General features: G+C 69.0%; 15 protein-coding genes. 11 read left to right on the top strand and 4 right to left on the bottom strand.

Annotated features, from left to right (window positions below; all coding sequences use genetic code 11):
* Window positions 1-29 precede the first annotated feature (29 nt).
* Window positions 30-1,706, bottom strand: coding sequence for an ATP-dependent nuclease (locus KZC51_RS14935; protein WP_281732144.1), 1,677 nt, complete (start codon window positions 1,704-1,706; stop codon window positions 30-32).
* Between the two features lie 431 nt (window positions 1,707-2,137).
* Window positions 2,138-6,103: an ATP-dependent RNA helicase HrpA gene (hrpA, locus tag KZC51_RS14930; protein WP_247630820.1), complete on the bottom strand. Its 3,966-nt coding sequence runs from the start codon at window positions 6,101-6,103 to the stop codon at window positions 2,138-2,140.
* Between the two features lie 43 nt (window positions 6,104-6,146).
* Here hrpA and KZC51_RS14925 point away from each other — a divergent pair, with 43 nt between their 5' ends.
* The 4 genes from KZC51_RS14925 (at window position 6,147) to KZC51_RS14910 (ending at window position 10,752) form a co-directional block, all read left to right on the top strand.
* Window positions 6,147-7,355 (top strand): heparan-alpha-glucosaminide N-acetyltransferase domain-containing protein, encoded by a 1,209-nt coding sequence (locus tag KZC51_RS14925; RefSeq protein WP_247630819.1) that lies wholly within the window; start codon window positions 6,147-6,149, stop codon window positions 7,353-7,355.
* 67 nt (window positions 7,356-7,422) lie between these two features.
* A complete protein-coding gene (locus KZC51_RS14920; protein ID WP_247630818.1) occupies window positions 7,423-8,259 on the top strand; it encodes an aldo/keto reductase in 837 nt (278 codons plus the stop codon).
* A 73-nt stretch (window positions 8,260-8,332) separates the two neighbouring features.
* Window positions 8,333-8,902 carry an FMN reductase gene (gene msuE, locus KZC51_RS14915; RefSeq protein ID WP_247630817.1) on the top strand — a complete coding sequence of 190 codons (570 nt, stop codon included), beginning with the start codon at window positions 8,333-8,335 and terminating at the stop codon, window positions 8,900-8,902.
* 38 nt (window positions 8,903-8,940) lie between these two features.
* The gene (locus KZC51_RS14910; RefSeq protein ID WP_247630816.1) at window positions 8,941-10,752 is read left to right on the top strand and encodes a thioredoxin domain-containing protein; all 1,812 of its coding nucleotides are present in this window, start codon (window positions 8,941-8,943) and stop codon (window positions 10,750-10,752) included.
* Window positions 10,753-10,765: 13 nt separating this feature from the next.
* Here KZC51_RS14910 and KZC51_RS14905 read toward each other — a convergent pair whose 3' ends face one another.
* A complete protein-coding gene (locus tag KZC51_RS14905; RefSeq protein ID WP_247630815.1) occupies window positions 10,766-10,984 on the bottom strand; it encodes a hypothetical protein in 219 nt (72 codons plus the stop codon).
* Window positions 10,985-11,091: 107 nt separating this feature from the next.
* Here KZC51_RS14905 and KZC51_RS14900 point away from each other — a divergent pair, with 107 nt between their 5' ends.
* The 5 genes from KZC51_RS14900 (at window position 11,092) to KZC51_RS14880 (ending at window position 15,526) form a co-directional block, all read left to right on the top strand.
* On the top strand, window positions 11,092-12,003 hold the full coding sequence (locus KZC51_RS14900; RefSeq protein ID WP_247630814.1) for a hypothetical protein: 912 nt from the start codon (window positions 11,092-11,094) through the stop codon (window positions 12,001-12,003).
* Entirely contained in the window at window positions 12,000-12,359 is a 360-nt protein-coding gene (locus KZC51_RS14895; RefSeq protein WP_247630813.1) for a GntR family transcriptional regulator, read from the top strand. Before KZC51_RS14900 ends, KZC51_RS14895 begins: the two co-directional genes overlap by 4 nt.
* Window positions 12,360-12,538: 179 nt before the next feature.
* Window positions 12,539-13,645, top strand: coding sequence for a histidinol-phosphate transaminase (locus KZC51_RS14890; protein WP_247630812.1), 1,107 nt, complete (start codon window positions 12,539-12,541; stop codon window positions 13,643-13,645).
* On the top strand, window positions 13,642-15,030 hold the full coding sequence (locus tag KZC51_RS14885) for an amino acid permease (RefSeq protein ID WP_247630811.1): 1,389 nt from the start codon (window positions 13,642-13,644) through the stop codon (window positions 15,028-15,030). Before KZC51_RS14890 ends, KZC51_RS14885 begins: the two co-directional genes overlap by 4 nt.
* 7 nt (window positions 15,031-15,037) lie before the next feature.
* On the top strand, window positions 15,038-15,526 hold the full coding sequence (locus tag KZC51_RS14880; RefSeq protein WP_141871229.1) for an Lrp/AsnC family transcriptional regulator: 489 nt from the start codon (window positions 15,038-15,040) through the stop codon (window positions 15,524-15,526).
* A 22-nt stretch (window positions 15,527-15,548) separates the two neighbouring features.
* Here the strand turns inward: KZC51_RS14880 and KZC51_RS14875 are convergent, their stop codons facing one another.
* Entirely contained in the window at window positions 15,549-17,102 is a 1,554-nt protein-coding gene (locus tag KZC51_RS14875) for a dolichyl-phosphate-mannose--protein mannosyltransferase (protein ID WP_247630810.1), read from the bottom strand.
* Between the two features lie 35 nt (window positions 17,103-17,137).
* Between KZC51_RS14875 and rsmI the strand changes: the two genes are divergently transcribed.
* Both rsmI and KZC51_RS14865 read left to right on the top strand, forming a co-directional pair.
* The gene (gene rsmI / locus KZC51_RS14870; RefSeq protein ID WP_247630809.1) at window positions 17,138-17,959 is read left to right on the top strand and encodes a 16S rRNA (cytidine(1402)-2'-O)-methyltransferase; all 822 of its coding nucleotides are present in this window, start codon (window positions 17,138-17,140) and stop codon (window positions 17,957-17,959) included.
* Window positions 17,960-17,993: 34 nt separating this feature from the next.
* On the top strand, window positions 17,994-19,100 hold the full coding sequence (locus tag KZC51_RS14865; RefSeq protein ID WP_247630808.1) for a LacI family DNA-binding transcriptional regulator: 1,107 nt from the start codon (window positions 17,994-17,996) through the stop codon (window positions 19,098-19,100).
* Window positions 19,101-19,215: the final 115 nt, after the last annotated feature.

The following is a 19,215-nucleotide window of genomic DNA, read 5'->3' as shown; positions in this document are numbered from 1 at the left end:
CCTCGTGTGGTTAGCTCACCGCGCCAGATTCACTCTCCGGCGATCAACTCAACCTGCTTGGAGAGGGCTTTCTCGAGTGCTTTACATACGACGATCCATCTCTCGGCCCAGTCGTGAGTGTCCTCGGCTTCCGCACGCTCTCTCATGCGGTTTGCGAAAGTGGTCTTATTTCCATCACGGAGCCGGAATTTCATCAGGCTGTCGGCGGCATCTTGCTGGAAGTCGACGAAATGAGTAGGGGAGTCTTCACGGTACTGGGCTACCCACGCGTCTGGAAAGAGCCCTTCGATAGCGAATCCATTACGGACATAGACATACTCGCGGTTGGAATTAAATGACACGCCGACGCCATTGAAGTATGACGATAGGTCGCTCACTGCCTTTATCCCTGCTTCGTCCCCGTCGAAAAGGCTGACCGTAGGTTGTTCCTTGCGCAGGATCTCATAGTTGGATCTGACAAACCCTGCGAGTGGGACGGCGCCGCCGCGATCGCTGAATGTGACCGAGCGCAACTTCGGCCATTCGCAATCGTCCCAGGGCTCGGACAGCGTGAGAAACCACCTGAGATACTCGGAGTCCGATTGCCCCTCCGTCAGGACGGTTGATGTGCCCAAGGAAAAGTAGTCTGCAAATCGAAGTCCAAGTCCCTTCCTGAGCGCCGCTGTTGCCTTTTCGTGCGATTTAAATGTGAGCAGCGCCGTGCAGCCGTCACCGTCCAAGTGCGTGCCGACAACACGCTTCGGATCGTGCGGCACGAAAGCCATAGAGTGACTCGTCATCGCAACCGTGGAAGACCTGCCCAACAGCTCAAGGAGTTGCGTTGCGCTGTGTGAGAGTTCGGGGTGCAGGAAGGACTCTGGCTCCTCGATAAGCCAAACAGAGTGACGACCGAATTCCTCTTCTTTGGAGGTAACCCAATGCAACGCTGCCATAAAGGCCAGGCTCTGGGTGCCCTGGCCTTTTCTTGCCAGCGGGGTTTTGTACGGGTCGCTAAGGTAAAAGTCGAACCCGCTTAGCATGTTCTCGATCGATCCGCCTTGAAACCCGAATGATGCCTTCAGTCCACTGACGCCACTGGCTTCTAGCGCGGCCGTGATGTTTGTAGATACTGCATCCAGCTCGGACTGGATCTTGCCAAGCTGTGGTTGCAGCACGTCGACAACGACTGCCCGGATGAACGGCGTAAGAACGTGGTCGACCAACTCACGCATGCTCTTCTCGGACGGAATGAAGTGGCATTCAAACTGGCCAAGGAGGTCGATCACGAGCTGCTTCTGGAGGCGACTGATGTTCGACTGTACGGCTCCCTCACTTGGGCGCTTCTGGTTTGGAAAGAACACGTACGTGGGGTTACCAGACGGGGAGAAAGTCAGGTACAGGGCGATGTTCGTTCCCGGACGAGTTAAGTTGTAGAGGGCGTAGAGGCGATCTAGATCCTCATAAAACGCTGAATCCGGTCCGTCGGGATCGCCATCGAAGTAGCCGACGATGCTTGTGCGCGCCCCTTTCCCACGCGGAGAGTCTTCATCCACGAGGTAGCCATGCTCATTCTCGTAGCCAGTAAAGAACATCTGAACAGACTGCAGGAGGTTGGTCTTACCAGAGTTGTTCGGCCCGATGATTGTCAGCGTGTCGCTGAGATCTAAGAAGGCATCCTGAGCGCCCACAGTTCGAAAGTTCTTGACACGTACCCCGGTAAAACGCATACGGCAAACGTACAGCTATCTTCCTGCCTCGCGAAAGAGACGCGTCGAGGCAGAGGGCTGAGGATCGCGCTGGCTTGTCTTTGCTGGTAGCAAAAAGACGCGCTCAGGTGCGTCGGTCCAGGAATGTGGCGTTGGCGCCCGCATGGATCATGAGGCGACTAAGGCCTTCACGTGTCGTTGCGCCCAAGCAGTTCCCAGGCTCGGGCTTACGCGAGTTGTTTGGGTCATCCTGGGTTGCTCCCACGTGCCTTTTCTTGCATTCGACGATTGGCGTTACGGTGGCCGCGCGATCGTCAACTTGAGAAGTGGGAACAGTGGCGACCAGGGAGCCTCGAGCTCAGGAGCAGTCTAAGGACCGAGAGATCGCGGTGGACACGGAGGCCTCGCGGGGCAGATGAATTGCTCCTCCTGATCACGATGATCCTGCTCTATCAGCGCCCGGCCAGCGCCTTCATGATGCGCTGCGGCGACACCGGTTGCGCGGTACCCAGGCGCTGCGCGAACACGCTGATCCGATACTCCTCCAGCAGCCACCGCGTCTCCACGATCGGGGCCGGAGCCCCTGGTGCGAGGGGGATCGTGCCACCGGCATCCTCGTATGCCTTCGCCATGCGCTCGTACTCGGTCATGCGGGCGCGGTCCTTGCCCGGTTCGCTCGCGAGCATCTTCAGACGGTCGAGCATCCCTGCCAGGTAGCGCGGGAAGTGCGCGAGGCGCTCGACGCCGGCCGCCGAGACGAAGCCGGGATGCAGGAGGCCGGAGAGCTGCGTGCGGATGTCGTTCAGCGGCCCGAGCAGGGCCAGGGAGTTCTGCGACTTGATGCCCCGTTCGACCTCGCGGGAGGCGGTCAGGATGCGGGCGACCAGCGAGACGCAGGCGAACAGGTCGTCGACGAGGGATGCGGAGACCGCATCGCGCACGCGCGTGAACTCCGCCTCGGTGCGGATCACGCCGCGTCCCTCGCCGGTCGCTGAGCCGGTCGAAGCGTCGATCACCGCACGCGCCACCGCGGCGCGGCAGTCCTCGATCAGCGCGGCGGCTGAGGAATACGGCGAGGCCGCGAGTGCCAGCTTCTCCTGGCTCGTGAGGTGCTCCTGCACGTACGACGACGGTGACGGTACCGCGAGCAGCACCAGCCGCAGCACGCCGTCGCGGGTCGCGGCAGCTGCGGCATCCGCCGTCGACTCCACGCGCACCGACGCGGTCTTGCCCTGGTCGACGATCGCCGGGTAGCCGCGCACGACGCCGCCGGCGACCCGGGTGTCGAGCACCTCGGGGAGGTCACCGAACGTCCAGGCGGTCAAGCCATCCTGCTCGATGGGGCCGCGCGCCGATGCCGCTGCCACGGCTGCCGACGCTTCCTTCGCACCGCCGCGAGGCCGTGGAGGAGCGGCGATCGAGCGGGCGACGCTGCTGCGCGCCCGGTCGGCGAGCTGTTGCTGCAGTGCGGTGAGGTCGCGTCCGGAACCGGCGGTCCTCCCGCGCTCGTCCACCGCGCGGAAGTTCATGCGCAGGTGCGCCGGCACCCGCTCCTCCTCGAAGTCCGCCGCCGAGACGAGCTGGTTCGCGAGGGGCTGGATCAGCCGGGCGAGCGCTTCCTTCAGGGTGCGTGAGGGCAGACCGCCGTGCGACTCCGGGCCCTCGCCCGCGAGCTCGGCGCCGAACTTCTCGGCCCAGTCGGCCGCAGGAACGACGTGCCGTCTGATGGCTTTGGGCAGCGCGCGCAGCAGTCCGGTGATCAGCTCGGCGCGAAGTCCGGGCACCTGCCAGTCGAAGCCGCGGTCCGTGACCTGCGCGAGGAGCGCGAGCGGGATGACCACGCTCACCCCGTCATCGGCGGCGCCGGGCTCGAAGCGGTAGGCGAGCCCGAGCACCTGGTCGCCCTGCGTCCACCGGGTCGGGAACTCACTCTGATCGGCGCGCTCCTCGTCGTCGAGCAGGTCGCCCTCGCGCATCACCAGCAGCTTCGGCGTGCTCTGCAGCGTCTCGCGCCACCAGGCTTCGAAGGAGCGCACGTCGAACACGTCCGCGGGGATGCGCTCGTCGTAGAACCGGTACACGGCCTCGTCGCCGGCCAGGATGTCGCGGCGCCGTTCCCGTTCCTCGAGCTTCTCGAGACGCTTGCGCAGCTCGCCGTTGCTGCGCCAGAACGCGCTCACCCGCTTGTCGATGCGCGTCGGGTCCCATTCGCCCTCGACCAGCGCATGACGCAGGAACAGCTCGCGGGAGGCCGCGCGGTCTATGCGCGCGAACTGCACGCGTCGCCGCGGGATGATCTCGAGTCCGAACAGCGTCACCTTCTCGAAGGCGACGGCGGCGCCGGCATCCTTCGACCAGTGCGGCTCGGTGACCTGGCGCTTGGCGAGGTCGCCGGCGAGCGACTCCGCCCAGGCCGGGTCGATCGCGGCGACCGTGCGGGCGAAGGTGCGCGAGGTCTCGACGATCTCGGCCGCGATCACGGCCTGCGGCGCCTTCTTGCGCAGTCCGGAACCGGGGAAGATCGAGAACCGGATACCGCGGGCACCGCGGTACTCCGCGATGCGGCGCTTCGGGTCCTTCGCGGGCGAATGCGACTTCCCGCCGGGCGCGCTGCGCTCGTCGAGGATGCCGATCTGCGACAGGAGTCCCGACAGCAGTGCGCGGTGGATCGCGTCGGGGTCGCTCGCCCCGGTGTCGCGGCCCTGGCGCTCCGGCGACTTCACCAGGGTGCGCAGCTGGCGGTGCACGTCGAACCACTCCCGCACCCGCACGTAGTTCAGGTGCTCGGCGCGGCAGAGCCGGCGGAACGCGCTGGATCCGAGCTCGCGCTGCTGTTCGCGCAGGTGGTTCCAGAGGTTCAGCAGGGTCAGGAAGTCGCTGGTCGGGTCCACGAAGCGGGCGTGCAGCCGGTCGGCCTCTTCGCGGCGCTCCTCCGGGCGTTCCCGCACATCCTGGATGGTCATGCCCGAGACGATGGCGAGCACGTCGCGCGTGACGCTCCCGGCGGAGCCCGGGCGGCCGGCCTCGATCAGCATCCGCGCGAACCGAGGATCGATCGGCATGCGCGAGATGTCGCGGCCCGTGCGGGTGAGGTGCGGGGATCCGTCGCGGCGCGACGGTTCGACCGCGCCGAGTTCGGTGAGCAGATCGAACGCGGCCTTCACGCCGCGGGAGTCGGGCGGGGTGAGGAACGGGAACGCCGCGATGTCTCCGAAGCCCAGCGACAGCATCTGCAGGATCACCGAGGCCAGCGACGTGCGCAGGATCTCGGGCTCGGTGAACTCGGGGCGGCGGTCGAAGTCCTCCTCGGAGTAGAGGCGGATCGCGATGCCGTCACTCGTGCGGCCGGCGCGGCCGGAGCGCTGGTTCGCCGAGGCCTGCGAGATCGCTTCGATCGGCAGCCGCTGCACCTTCGAGCGGTTGCTGTACCGGGAGATGCGCGCGGTCCCGGTGTCGATCACATAGCGGATGCCGGGAACCGTGAGGCTCGTCTCGGCGACGTTGGTGGCCAGGATCACGCGGCGGCGCATACCGGCCACACGGCTGCGCTCGAAGACCCGGTGCTGCTCCGCGGCGGACAGGCGACCGAACAGGGGGAGCACCTCGGTGGGGGAGCGGTCGTGGGCGTACGCGCCGCGCACCGCATCGGCGGCGTCACGGATCTCGGCTTCACCGGGGAGGAACACCAGTACGTCGCCGGGTGCTTCACGGTCGAGCTCGCGGAGAGCGGCGACGATCGCCGAGACCTCGTCCTCCGGCTCTCCTGCCGTCGGTGCCGCTGACGTCTCTTCCGAGTCGTCGATCAGGGGCCGGTAGCGGATCTCCACCGGGTATGTGCGGCCGGACACCTCGATGATCGGCGCCGGATCACCCTGGGTGCCTGAGCCTGTCGAGGGGGCGAAGTGCTTCGCGAAGCTCTCCGGGTCGATCGTGGCCGAGGTGATGATCACCTTGAGGTCAGGGCGTTCGGGGAGGATCCGCACGAGGTACCCGAGGAGGAAGTCGACGTTGAGCGAGCGCTCGTGCGCCTCGTCGATGATGATCGTGTCGTAGCGGGTGAGCAGCCGGTCGCGATGGATCTCGTTGAGCAGGATGCCGTCGGTCATCAGCGCGATGCGCGTGTCGTCGGAGACCTTGTCGGTGAAGCGCACCTTGTAGCCGACGAGCGTGCCGAGCTCGACCTGCAGCTCCTCGGCGACGCGCTCGGCGATCGTGCGCGCGGCCAGGCGGCGGGGCTGCGTGTGCGCGATGCGTGTGCGGCCGAGCTCGAGCGCGATCTTGGGCAGCTGGGTGGTCTTGCCCGAGCCGGTCGCGCCGGCCACGATCACGACCTGGTGGTCGCGGATGGCGTCGGCGATCTCCTCCCTGGCCGCGCTGACGGGCAGCTCCGGGGGGTACGAGATCACGGGTGTGGACATAGCCCTCCATCGTATGCCGCGATTCGCCCTCTACGATCATCGAGTGACCATCGCCCTTCGCCCTGTTCAATGGTTCCGAGAGTTCGGACGGCCGCCCCGGATCCTCGGCCTCGACATCGCCCGCGGGCTCGCGATCCTCGGCATGGCCGGGGCGCACATCGGTGAGACCGAGCCGTTCCAGTGGCTCGACCCGGCCACCTGGACCGACCTCGTGCACGGACGCTCCTCGATCCTGTTCGCGGTGCTCGCCGGGGTCTCGATCGCCCTGATGACCGGGCGCAGCACGCTGCCCGACCGTGAGCGCATCCCGAGCATCCGATTGAGCCTGATCGGCCGGGGAGCGGTGATCTTCGTGATCGGGCTGGCGCTCGAGCTGCTGAACACTCCGATCGCCGTGATCCTCACGCTCTACGGGCTGCTCTACGTCGCCGTCATCCCCTTCCTGCGCTGGCGGGTGTGGCAGTTGCTCGTCGCCTCCGCGGTGCTCGCGCTCGCCGGCCCCGCGCTGCTCGCTCTGCTCGGCGCCGTGACGCTGAACCCTTACGGCGCGGGGATCGGCTTCGTGTTGTACGGCACCTACCCGATCACGGTGTGGATGGCCTTCGTGCTGGGCGGGATGGCGCTCGGGCGTCTGCATGTCGAGCAGGTGCGCACGGCGGCCGTGGCCCTCGGGCTCGGCGTGCTGCTCGCCGCGGCTGGCTACGGTCTGGGCGCGCTGGGTTCGACGGCCGGAGTCACGGGGTCGAGTTCCAGCTTCTCGTGGAGCTCCGACTCGTCAGGGGCGAGCGACACGAGCATCCTCCCCGGAGACTCGTCGACGGGGGAGGTGCTGCCGAACGGATGGGAGACCTACCCGCAGTCGCTCGCCGAGGCCGATCCGCTGGGATCGGCCCTCCGCGCATTCCTCTCCGTCGAACCGCACAGCGGCGGCACCGCCGAGATCCTGGGCTCCGGCGGATTCGCGCTCGCCGTGATCGCGCTGTGCCTGCTGCTCAGCCGACCGCTGCGCTGGCTGCTCCTCCCGCTGGGGGCGCTCGGGTCCATGCCGCTGTCGGCATACAGCGCTCACGTGCTCGTGATCGCGCTGCTTGCGGGGCCGGGCGGGTACTTCACGAGCAATGTCCTCTGGGCGGTGCTGGCTCTCGGGCTCCTCGCGGTCACGACACTGTGGTCGATGTTCGTCGGTCGGGGACCCCTGGAGCGTCTGGTGGGGTGGAGCGCGGCGAAGATGGCCGCCGTACCTGTGCGCTGATGTCATCCGAGGAGATGATCCGTCACTGTCCGGCCGCCCCCGTCATCACCGGTCCTAGGGTGGAAGCATGACCATTCCTGCACTCGAACTGAACGACGGCAACTTCATCCCGCAGCTCGGCTACGGCGTCTTCAAGGTGCCGCCGGCCGAGACCGAGCGTGCCGTGAGCGAGGCGCTCGAGATCGGCTACCGCCACATCGACACCGCGGCCATCTACGGTAACGAGGAGGGCGTCGGTGCTGCGATCGCGGCCTCGGGCATCGCTCGCGACGAACTGTTCATCACGACCAAGCTCTGGAACGACCGCCACCACGGTGAAGAGCCGCGCGCCGCGATCGGTGAGAGCCTCGAGAAGCTCGGGCTCGACCAGGTCGACCTGTATCTCGTGCACTGGCCCACCCCGGCCAAGGACGACTACGTGCATGCCTTCGCCAAGATCGTCGAGCTGCGCGACGCCGGGCTGACCCGCAGTGTGGGCGTCTCGAACTTCCTGGTGCCGCACCTCGAGCGCGTCGTGGCTGAGACCGGGGTCGTCCCTGCGGTCAACCAGATCGAGCTCCACCCGGCCTACCAGCAGCGCGACGTCGTCGCCTGGGCCGACGAGCATGGCATCCGCATCGAAGCCTGGGGTCCCCTCGGTCAGGGCAAGTACGACCTTTTCGGCACTCCTGCCGTCGCCGAGGCGGCAGCGGCCCACGGCGTCACCCCCGCGCAGGCCGTGCTGCGCTGGCACCTGCAGAAGGGGATCATCGTGTTCCCGAAGTCGGTGCGGGCGGACCGCCTGCGCGAGAACCTCGACGTCTTCGGATTCACGCTCACCGATGCCGAGATCGCTGCGATCGATGCGCTCGACCCGCTCGACGGCTCCGGTCGCGTCGGCGCGCACCCCGACGACGTGAACTGACCTGTCAGATCGCACATGACGCCCCGTGTCGCTCCCCGCGACACGGGGCGTCGTCGTGGGTACCGTCGAACTCATGACAGCTCGCTACCGTGTCGTGGCCGTGTCGGGATCCCTGCACGAGCCGAGCAAGACCACCGCCCTCGTCCGCGCCATCGCCGATGCGGTGGCCGAGCGTGCCGAGGTCGACGTGGAGGTCATCGAGCTGACCGACATCGGCCCCCGGCTCTCGGGAGCGCTGCGTCGCGACCAGCTGCCGCCCGAGGTCGAGGAGAAGCTCCAGGCCATCGAGGCCGCCGACCTGCTGATCGTCGGAAGCCCTGTCTACCGGGCGTCGTTCACCGGCCTGTTCAAGCACCTGTTCGACTTCGTCGGTCAGTACGATCTGGTCGGCAAGCCGGTGCTGCTGGCCGCCACAGGCGGAGGGGAGCGCCACGCCCTCATCATCGAGCATCAGCTGCGTCCGCTGTTCGCGTTCTTCCAGGCGCTGACCCTGCCGTTGGGGGTGTACGCGAGCGACACCGACTTCGACCGCTACGAGATCATCTCCGATGTGCTGCGCTCGCGCATCGACCTCGCCGCCGAGCGGGCGCTGCCGCTGGTCGGCTACGCGGCATCCCGGCCGGTCGAGCTGCTGGTCGGCTGACAGCCCCACCACCGCATCACGCGGCGTAGCGTGAAGGCATGACCAACCGGCTCGCCGACACCCTCAGCCCGTACCTGCGGGCACACGCCGACAACCCCGTCGACTGGTACCCCTGGGGGTCGGAGGCGTTCGCCGAGGCGCAGCGCCGCGATGTGCCGCTGCTGATCTCGATCGGATACTCGACCTGCCATTGGTGCCATGTGATGGCGCGGGAGTCCTTCGCGGATCCCGAGGTCGCCGCCCTCATGAACAACGGTTTCGTCTCGGTGAAGGTCGACCGCGAAGAGCACCCCGACGTCGATGGGGCATACATGGCGGCGGCGTCCGCGTTCACTCAGAACCTCGGCTGGCCTCTCACGGTCTTCGCGACACCGCGCGGTCGCACCTTCTTCGCCGGCACGTACTGGCCGCCGGACGCGCGGCCCCCGCTGCCGTCTTTCCGTGAGGTGCTGGCGGCGGTCGGCGAAGCGTGGACGCACCGGCGTGCGCAGGCGGAGGAGTCGGCGGATGCCGTCACCGACGCCCTGATGCGGGCCGCGGAAGCCTCGCCGACCGACCTGCCCACCGTGGCGGCGCTGGTCTCGGCCGCGGCCGCGATCGCCGCCCGCGAGGACCAGCAGTTCGGCGGCTACGGCGGTGCCCCCAAGTTCCCGGTCGCGACGACGCTGCGGTTCCTGCAGAGTCCGCTGGTCGTGCGGGAGGCGGCGGATGCGTCCCACTCGGCGCAGCGGGCGCTCGCGGCGATGGCCGCATCCGAGCTCCGCGATGCGGACGGCGGGTTCTTCCGCTACGCCACCCAGCGCGACTGGACCGTGCCGCACTACGAGCGGATGCTGACCGACAACGCCCAGCTGCTCGAGATCGCGCTCGATGCCGGTGATGAGGCGACGGCCAGGGGGATCGCGGGGTTCCTGCTCGCGTCATTGCAGCGGCCGGGTGGCGGATTCGGCGCCGCGCAGGACTCGGAGTCCTGGATCGACGGACGCCGCGACGAGGGTGGCTACTATCGGCGTCCGGTGTCGGAGCGGGTGGGTCTGGAGCCGCCCTCTGTCGACGGCAAGCTCATCACCGGCTGGAACGGTCTGGCGATCGGTGCGCTCGCCCGTGCCGGGGCGCGCCTGGCCGAGCCGTCGTGGGTCACGGCGGCCACGCGGGCTGCCGAGACCGTGCTGCGGGTGAACCGCGGCGTCGGCGGTGAGCTCGTGCGGGCCTCGCTCGACGGCGTCGCCTCGGCCGCCGTCGCGACGGGGGCGGATCTGGCGCTGCTCGCCGACGGGCTGTTCGCGCTGGCGCTCGCGTCCGCTGAGGCATCGTGGGCGTCGGCTGCGCGGGAGGTGCTGGATCAGGCTCTCGATGGCAGGCGCATCGATCCGCTCCTCGCGGTGCACGGGATCGCCGCCTCACCCGACCAGACCGACGGCGACCTGCCCTCTGACGTCGCGGCGACCGCTGCCGCGGCCCTGACCGCGTGGCGCCTCGGGGCAGGGGAGCGGTATCGCGAGGCGGCTGTCGGCGCCGTTCGCGACCATGTGGCGCGCGGGGTGGAGCAGCCGTTCGCCCACGGCAGCCTGCTCCGCGTGGCGGCCGGTCTCGTAGACCCGCCGCGACAGCTGGTCGTGGTCACGGAGAACCCGAGCGGCGCTCTCGCGGCGGCGGCGCTCCACGTCGATGCCGACATCGTCGCGGTGGTCGCCCCCGCGCAGGCGCGCTCCTTCGCGGCCGCCGGGTTCGCGTTGTTCGAGGGGAAGGGCGACGCACAGGCGAGCGGAGAGGGGCTGGCCTACGACTGCCGCGCCTTCGTGTGCCGTCTACCGGTCGACGATCCGCGCTCGCTCTCCCGGGAGCGCTGAGCCGGGGCCCGACTCAGCCGGCGTTTCGCGGATGCTGCCGCGCCGTGCGCTCGTTGCCTCGACGGTAGTTCCCGGTCAGGCGCGCCATCAGCAGTTGCGCGTCGCCGGTCTCGACCTCGGCGAGGAAATCGCTCGCGCGCGCCCCTCGCAGCACCGTGGCGGTCACGCCGTGGTGTCGGATGACGACGTCGTCACCGCGCATCGCGTAGTCGAAACCGCAGGGGGCTGGCATGCAGGCGAGCGTATCGTCACCGGGCGCGCACCCGATCGTGTATCAATAGATTGACACACAAGGTACTGTTGTGTACCGTTTGGATGGTACACAACAGGGAGGTGTTCATGGCCGGGCTGATAATGATCGGGTATGTGCTGGGGATCGTCGCCGCGGCGGTCGTGGTGTGGATCGCGGTGCAGCGCCGGCGGGGGGACGCACCCTCGGCGCGACTCGTGCCCGTGCTGCGCGCCGCACGTCGCCGCGCGCTGATCGCGGTGCTGTTCGCGGCCACGGTGTTCCTGGCGGGCGCGCTCGCCGGCAGCTCGATGCCAGGTCTGCTCGGGCTGCCCTTCGTCGTCGCACCGCTCATCGCCGGATCCGCCGGCATGCTGCTCTACGGCGCCACCCCGCCGCGCCTGGTCATGCTGCGAGACGATGAACCGCGTGCCGCGCAGCTGGTGCCGCGCTCCGCGCTCTCCGCCGTGCCGGTGCGGTGGGCGGTGTTCTTCCTCGTCGCGGTCGCGATCCTCGTCTTCGTGGTGCTGTTCTGCGGGATGACGGCCGGAGTCGACGAACAGGGACGCTCGCGCATCATCGGCTTCCAGGCCGACGACGTCGCGTCGTGGTCGAGCCCGTATCCGGGATGGTTCTACGGGGTCCCCACGCTCATCGCTCTCGTGGTGCTGTCGGTGTGTGCTCTGGTCGCGCTGCAGCGCATCAGCGCCACCCCGGCATTCCCGCAGCCGAGTGATGCCCCGCTCGATCGGCTCTGGCGGCGGCGGTCGGTCGAGGTCCTCTTGAAACTCGGAATCGGCGCCGTCCTGTTCTCGCTCGGGGGTATCGCCGTGACTGCGGGACTCGCGATGGGGAACGCGGTCATCGACGGCAGCACCCCGATGGTCTGGTCCGTGGTCGCGGACGCGCTCTGGATCTCCGGAGCCGTCGCCCTGCTGCTCAGCGTCGTCAGTGTCACGCTCGCGGGTCTGACCGCCGTCACCATCGGAGAGGCGGCGACCAGGATGGAGAGCGTTCGATGATCACGGTCGACCCGTCCGGTGCGGTCGCGCCCTTCGAGCAGGTGCGCTCGCAGATCGCCGACGGCATCCGCTCGGGCGAGTTGGCGGAGGGATTCCGCCTGCCGTCGATCCGGCAACTCGCGGCCGACCTGCGCGTCGCGGCGGGCACGGTCGCGAAGGCCTACTCGGCGCTCGAGTCGGAGGGGCTGATCGAGAGCAGTCGCGCCCGCGGTACACGGGTGCGCGGCGGCAACGCGCACGGGGAGCGCGTGCGGGATGCGGCGCAGGCCTTCGTGGATGCGGCCGGCGGCATCACCCTCGACGAGGCGCTGGGCGCGGTGCGGGCGGCGTGGGCGACGCGTCGGCACCCCGACTGATGGCGCGCTCCGACTGCACAGTCTGCACAGCGGATGGTCCGCTCGCTGCGTCCGACTGCGCGCGATGCGCACCTTTCGCTGCACCGATTGCCCAGCCGTCGGCATCCGGTCTACTGTTGCGCGACAGCAGGCGTCGCCGCCTGCACCCGCCTCAGGATCACAGCAAGGATGCTCTGCCGATGCCCCTCCCCACCCGCGCCGGACTCGATGCAGTCCCCGCCTACCGGCAGGGGCGTTCCGCTCCCGCCGGCGCCTCGAAGCTCTCGTCGAACGAGTCCCCGCATCCGCCGCTTCCCTCGGTGATCGATGCCGTGCACGAGCGGCTCGGATCGATCCACCGCTACCCCGACATGAGCGCCGCGGCGCTGCGCGCCCGCCTCGCCGAGCGGTACGACGTCGATCCGGGGCTCGTCACGGTCGGTGCCGGATCCGTGGAGCTCGCCGCTCAGCTGATCCATGCCGTCGCCGGCGACGGTGACGAGGTCATGTTCGCCTGGCGGTCCTTCGAGGCGTATCCGTCGCTCGTGCGGATCGCCGGCGCCACCCCGGTGGCCGTGCCGCTGACCGCGGAGCACGTGCACGACCTCGACGCCATGCTCGCCGCGATCACACCGCGCACGCGGCTGATCTTCGTCTGCAACCCCAACAACCCGACCGGTACCGTGGTCGGCGCCGACGAGCTGGAGCGCTTCGTGGCGGCGGTCCCGCACGACGTGCTGGTCGTGATCGACGAGGCCTATGTGCACTTCGATCGCACCACGTACTTCGATGCCGAGAGCAGCGGTGCGGGGATCGCGCTCTTCCGCCGCCACCCGCACGTTGCCGTGCTGCACACGTTCTCCAAGGCCTACGGTCTGGCGGGCCTGCGCATCGGCTATGCCATCGCGCCGGCGGAGATCGCCGAGAACCAGCGCAAGGTCGCCGTCCCGTTCGGTGTGACCGACCTCGCCCAGATCGCGGCGAGCGCGTCACTGGATGCCGAGGACGAGCTCTCCCTCCGCATCGACGAAGTCGTCCGCCAGCGCGACCGGCTGCACGCGCTCCTCCTCGCCGCCGGTTGGCCCGCGGTCGCTTCGCAGGCGAACTTCGTCTGGGTACCGGCGGGGGCGCGCACCGAGGAACTCGAGACGCTCCTTCGCGAGGGCGGGGTCGTCACCCGCGCGTTCGCGGGCGAAGGCGTGCGCATCTCCTCCGGATCGGCCGAGGACATCGACCGGGTGGAGGCCGCCCTGGCGGCATCCCCCTCGAACTCCGAGCTCTCCGTCCGAAAGGAGGCGGGCGTATGACCGACGTCCCCGTCACCACGACGACGACCAAGGGACTGCACCCGGGACTCACGCGCCGGCAGATCTCCATGATGGGGCTCGGCGGAGCCATCGGCGCCGGTCTGTTCGTCGGCTCGGGGCAGGCGATCGGTCTCGCCGGTCCCGCTGTGCTGATCTCGTACCTGGTCGCCGGCGGGATCGTGATCCTGGTGATGGCGATGCTGGCCGAGATGGTGGCAGCGCGTCCCAGCTCCGGTGCCTTCAGCTCCTACGCGCAGAAGGCGATGGGGCGCAGCGCCGGCAGTGCGGTCGGATGGCTGTACTGGATCCAACTCGTCGTGGTGATCGCCGCCGAGGCCACGGGAGCAGCGGGCATCGTCGCCGACTGGGTACCGGGCATCCCGGCATGGCTGTGGGTGTTGATCTTCGTGGTCGCCCTGACCGCGGTCAACCTGTTCGGGGTCAGCAACTACGGCCGCTTCGAGTTCTGGTTCGCGGCGATCAAGGTCGCCGCGATCATCGCGTTCCTCGTGGTGGGTGTGTGCGCGATCATCGGACTGATCCCGGGCGTCGCGGCGACCGGTATCAGCAACCTCTTCGACCACGGCGGATTCGCCCCGAACGGCATGACCGGCATCGCGGCCGCGCTGCTGATCGTGGTCTTCGCGTTCGGCGGCACCGAGGTCGTCGCGATCGCCGCCGCCGAATCCGACGACCCGGCCCGCAACATCCGCCGGATCGTGCGCGAGGTGCTCGTGCGCATCCTGATCTTCTATATCGGCTCGATCTTCGTGATCGTGGCGGTGCTGCCCTGGAACTCGCCCGCCGTGCTCGACGGACCGTTCTCGGCCGTGCTCGCCACGCTGCACGTTCCGGGCGTCGACCTGGTGATGTCGCTCATCGTCGTGGTGGCGCTGCTGTCAGCTATGAACGCCAACATCTACGGCGCCTCGCGCATGGCGTTCTCGCTCGGCGAGCGCGGTCTCGCCCCGCAGGGCATCACCCGCACGAGTCTCAAGGGCGTGCCCTTCGTGGCCGTGCTCGCGTCGGTGGCCTTCGGCTTCGTGACGGTGGGCCTGAACTGGGCGTTCCCCGATGTGGTGCTGCCGGCGCTGCTGAACGTGGTCGGATCCACCCTGCTCGTGATCTGGACGGCGACGGCGCTCGCGCAGATCATCCTGCGCCGGCGGGCCGACCGCGACGGTGTCGATATGCCGATGCGCATGTGGGGCTTCCCCTGGCTGTCATGGCTGTGCCTGGCGCTGCTCGCCGGTGTCATCGCGCTGGCGATGGTCGATCAGGCAGCCCGCATCCAGCTGCTGCTGACGCTCGGGCTGACGGCGGTGCTGCTGATCGTGGCCCGCCTCACACGCGGTGCGGCACGCGTCGGGGTGGCCAGGGAGTAGCCGGGACATGCGCATCGACCGCCTCGACGCCGAGCTCATCCGCTTGCTCACGGAGTCCCCGCAGCTGCCGCTGCTGGAGTGCGCGCGGCGGCTGGGGATCGCCCGTGGCACGGCCACCAGTCGTCTCGCCCGCCTGCACGAGGGCGGGGTGATCGAGGCGATCGTGCCGCGCATCGATCCGAGCGGCTTCGGCTACGGCGTCGTGGCGTTCTGCCTGGTCGAGATCGATCAGAAGGTCGGGCATGACGAGGTCGCGACGGCGCTCGCCGACGCGGTGCCGGAGATCGTCGACATGCATACCGTCACCGGAGCCAGCGACATGCAGCTGCGGCTGGTCGCCCGCGACGCCACGCAGCTGCAGGAGGTGCTCGACCGTGTCGCCCTGGTACCGGGGGTGGCCCGCACCGCCTCATCGATCGCGATGCGCACGCACCTCTCCGGGCGGGTGCTGCCGTTGGTCGAGCACGTGGCCGGAGACGAGCCCGTCACGCGCTGATGCGGGGGTCGGGGCTCGCGACTCAGACCCAGCCCGGCAGCCAGTTGTGCAGGCGCCAGAAGTCGTACGGCATGCTGATGCCCGCCCACACCGGGTAGAAGAACGCCGAGACCAGCACCACGAACACGAGGAAGATCAGCACCGTCCGCTCTCCGGACTGTCGCCGGTGCAGCGGGTCCTCTCGGCGCCCGGCGATGATGCGCAGCGTCATGGCGAGCGCGATCACCAGGAACGGCACCATGACCACGGTGTAGAACTGGAAGATCGTGCGTTCGGGGAACAGCAGCCACGGGATGTAGGTGGCGGCGAGACCCACGAGCGGCACGCTGATCTCCGGTCCGACCGGCTGGCGGAGCACCCAGCCGCGCACCAGGAGGTAGAGCAGGAACACGGCCGCCGCGACACCGGCGTACCAGATGAGCGGGTTCGGCACCGCGGAGATCACGGCCATGCAGTGGTCGACCCCGCAGGGGGCCGGATCCGTGCCCACCCAGACGGCGGTCGGGCGCAGCAGGAAGGGCCACTCCCACGCGGGGCTCGCGTAAGGGTGCCCACTGTTCAGCCCGACGTGGAAGCCGAGCATCGACTGGTGGTACTTCCACAGCGCGACCAGGGGATTCGCATCGCTCTGCCGGTCGTAGCCCCCCGCGGTCACGAACCATCCGGTCCAGCTGAGCAGATACACCGCGAGCGCGGGGAACACGAGGAGCAGGAACGACACCGGACCCTGACGGAACGCGGCATCGGTCGGCCACAGGATCACGCCGGCGCGGCGGCGGGCCAGGGCATCGGTCACCACGACGTACAGGCCGAACGCCGCGAGCACGTACAGGCCCGACCACTTCACGGCGCAGGCGGCTCCCAGCGCCAGTCCTGCCGCGATCAGCCACGGACGACGCCACAGGATCGGTCCCCAGAACGGGTCGGGCGCCTCGGGGTCCCTGCGCTCCAGGAGCGGGATCGTCCTGCGCCGATCGAGCAGCACGAACAGCACGCCCAGCAGCACGAAGAACGTCAGGATGCCGTCGAGCAGAGCGATCCGGCTCAGCACGATGCTCAGGCCGTCGAGCGCGATCAGGAGACCGGCGACCGTGCCGACCACGATCGATCCGCTCAAGGTCTTCGCGATCAGGTACACCAGCAGCACCGACGCGGTGCCCAGCAGCGCGGTGGCCAGGCGCCAGCCGGCGCTGTTGTCCGGTCCGCCGATGGCCATGCCCAGCGCGATCAGCCACTTGCCCAACGGTGGATGCACGATGAACGAGCCCTGCTCCGAGAGCGGCAGCTGCTGCAGGGTGACGAAGGCGTCGTTCGCCCCTTCGCCCCAGGTTCCCTCGTAGCCGAGGGTCCACAGCGACCAGGCGTCCTTGACGTAGTAGGTCTCGTCGAACGCGAGCTGATGCGGATGGCCGATGTTGATCAGCCGCAGCACGGCAGCGATCGCGGTGACCACGAGCGGGGCGAGCCAGCGCAGCGAGCGGCGCCAGTCCGGATCGAGCAGGACACGGTCCCGCAGCCGGCCGTATCGCGTCAGCCGCTCCTCGGGAGCAGGCAGCAGGGGCACGGGCGCGGTCACCGGTCCAGCCTAGACAACCCGCCTATGCTGAGCGGGTGATCATCCTCGCCGCCACGCCGATCGGAAACCTCGGCGACGCCTCGCGCCGCCTGATCGAGGTCCTCGAGAATGCGGAGGTCGTCGTGGCTGAAGACACCCGCACCACCGGACGCCTGCTGCAGGCGCTGCAGATCGCCAACCGGCCGCGGCTGATCGCGCTGCACGACCACAACGAGAAGCAGAAGGCGGCCGAGCTCGCCGCTCTCGCGGCCGAGACCGATGTGGTCGTGATGAGCGACGCTGGGATGCCGACGGTCAGCGATCCCGGCTACGGCCTGGTCGCCGAGGCGGTCGCACAGGGGGTCACCGTGACCGCGATCCCCGGCCCGAGCGCCGTGCTGATGGCTCTGGCGATCTCGGGGCTCCCGACCGATCGGTTCACGTTCGAGGGCTTCCTCCCACGCAAGCCGGGGGAGCGTCGCTCCACCCTTCGTGCCCTGGCCTCCGAGCCCCGCACCATGGTGTTCTTCGAATCCCCGTCCCGACTCGCCTCCTCGCTCGCCGACATGGGCGGCGCCTTCGGCGACGACCGCCGCATCGCGGTGTGCCGGGAGCTCACGAAGTTCTACGAGGAGGTGCGCCGCGGAACCGCATCCGAGCTCGTCGCCTGGGCGGAGGGCGGCGTCAAGGGCGAGATCGTGGTGGTCGTCGAGGGCGCGCCGCACCGCGACGCGTCCCCCGAGGACGCCCTGGCCCAGGTGCAGAAGCTCGTGGCCGACGGCATCCGCTTGAAGGAGGCTGCTTCCGAGGTCGCCGTCCTCACCGGGCTCTCCTCGCGCGACCTCTACCAGGCTGCGCTCGCTGCCAGGGCGAAGTAACCTCGCAAGCACGCACGGGAGGGAGGACGCGATCGTGACGAAGACAGCCACGGTGTACGACGTCGCCGACCATGCGGGCGTATCCATCGCGACCGTGTCACGCGTGCTGCGCTCGCCGGATGCCGTGCGTCCCGCCACGCGGGAGCGGGTGCTGGATGCCGTCACGGCGCTCGGCTACGTGCCCAGCGGCAGCGCGCGCGGACTCGCGGAACGCCGCACCGGGGTGCTCGGACTGTACTTCCCCGGCTTCGACGCCGCGGAGGAAGCGCCGCCGCTCGACGTGCTGACCCCGGGGGCTGCGGCCACGCCGCCGTTCACGGTCGTGCACGACGCCGCAGAGCCGGGGGAGGAGCATCACACCCTGCTGTTCCTCGACGAGGTGCTGCGCGGCGCAGAGCTGGAGGCCTGGAAGCAGGGCTTCGTGCTGATGATCGGCGTCGGACGCGACGACCCCTCCCGCGCGACCGTGCGCGACATGGCCGGCAAGGTCGACGGGCTGATGGTGCTCGCCGAGAGCGTGCCGGAAGACGAGCTCGCCGGGCTCTCGCGCCGCATCCCGGTCGTGGTGCTGTCCGGCCCGCCCCGCGGCGATCACTACGATCACGTGACGGTCAGCAACACCGAGGCGATGGCGGAGCTGACCCGCCATGTGCTGGCGCAGATCGGCGACGGCGCGCTCGCCTTCCTCGCCGGCCCCGAGGATTCGCCGGACGGCGCGCAGCGCTGGGAAGGTTTCGCCGCTGCGGTGACGGAGGCGGGGAGATCGCCCGCCGCCGTGACGGTCGCGAGGGGGGACTTCACCCGGGCCTCCGGTCGGCGCGCGGCGGAGCAGATCCTCGCGCAGGCGACGCCGTCCGCACTCGTCGCGGCGAACGACCAGATGGCGCTCGGTGCGCTCGAGGTGTTCCGCGCCGCCGGGCTCCGGGTTCCGGATGACGTGCTGGTGACCGGCTTCGACGGCATCGAGGCGGCGACGCTCTCGCGGCCTCCGCTGACCACGATCCGCCAACCGATGATCGATCTGGGACGGGCCGCCGTGCAGGTGCTCGCGCGTCGTCTGGAGCGCCCGGACGCCGAGCCGCTCGTGGTGCATCTACCGCTGCAGATCCTGCTGAGAGAGAGCTCGCAGCGACTCGATTAGGGCCCCGGTGGCACCGCTCCCATGCCGATGAGGGCAGGGGAATCGTGCTGTCCGATGCATTGTCAAGGGGTTGCCGTACGCAAATGTATGCGCTTACACTCGCTCATGCGGCAGG

This window comes from Microbacterium croceum (assembly GCF_023091245.1).
Lineage (GTDB): Bacteria > Actinomycetota > Actinomycetes > Actinomycetales > Microbacteriaceae > Microbacterium > Microbacterium croceum.
The sequence above is the reverse complement of the archived record's forward strand: the minus strand, read 5'-3'. Positions and strand labels throughout refer to the sequence as shown.

What these genes read in the sequence shown, in the direction of transcription:
- KZC51_RS14935 (WP_281732144.1), bottom strand. Translation starts at nt 1,706, where the DNA reads ATGCGTTTTACCGGGGTACGTGTCAAGAACTTTCGAACTGTGGGCGCT.
- hrpA (WP_247630820.1), bottom strand. Translation starts at nt 6,103, where the DNA reads ATGTCCACACCCGTGATCTCGTACCCCCCGGAGCTGCCCGTCAGCGCG.
- KZC51_RS14920 (WP_247630818.1), top strand. Translation starts at nt 7,423, where the DNA reads ATGACCATTCCTGCACTCGAACTGAACGACGGCAACTTCATCCCGCAG.
- msuE (WP_247630817.1), top strand. Translation starts at nt 8,333, where the DNA reads ATGACAGCTCGCTACCGTGTCGTGGCCGTGTCGGGATCCCTGCACGAG.
- KZC51_RS14910 (WP_247630816.1), top strand. Translation starts at nt 8,941, where the DNA reads ATGACCAACCGGCTCGCCGACACCCTCAGCCCGTACCTGCGGGCACAC.
- KZC51_RS14905 (WP_247630815.1), bottom strand. Translation starts at nt 10,984, where the DNA reads ATGCCAGCCCCCTGCGGTTTCGACTACGCGATGCGCGGTGACGACGTC.
- KZC51_RS14900 (WP_247630814.1), top strand. Translation starts at nt 11,092, where the DNA reads ATGGCCGGGCTGATAATGATCGGGTATGTGCTGGGGATCGTCGCCGCG.
- KZC51_RS14895 (WP_247630813.1), top strand. Translation starts at nt 12,000, where the DNA reads ATGATCACGGTCGACCCGTCCGGTGCGGTCGCGCCCTTCGAGCAGGTG.
- KZC51_RS14890 (WP_247630812.1), top strand. Translation starts at nt 12,539, where the DNA reads ATGCCCCTCCCCACCCGCGCCGGACTCGATGCAGTCCCCGCCTACCGG.
- KZC51_RS14885 (WP_247630811.1), top strand. Translation starts at nt 13,642, where the DNA reads ATGACCGACGTCCCCGTCACCACGACGACGACCAAGGGACTGCACCCG.
- KZC51_RS14880 (WP_141871229.1), top strand. Translation starts at nt 15,038, where the DNA reads ATGCGCATCGACCGCCTCGACGCCGAGCTCATCCGCTTGCTCACGGAG.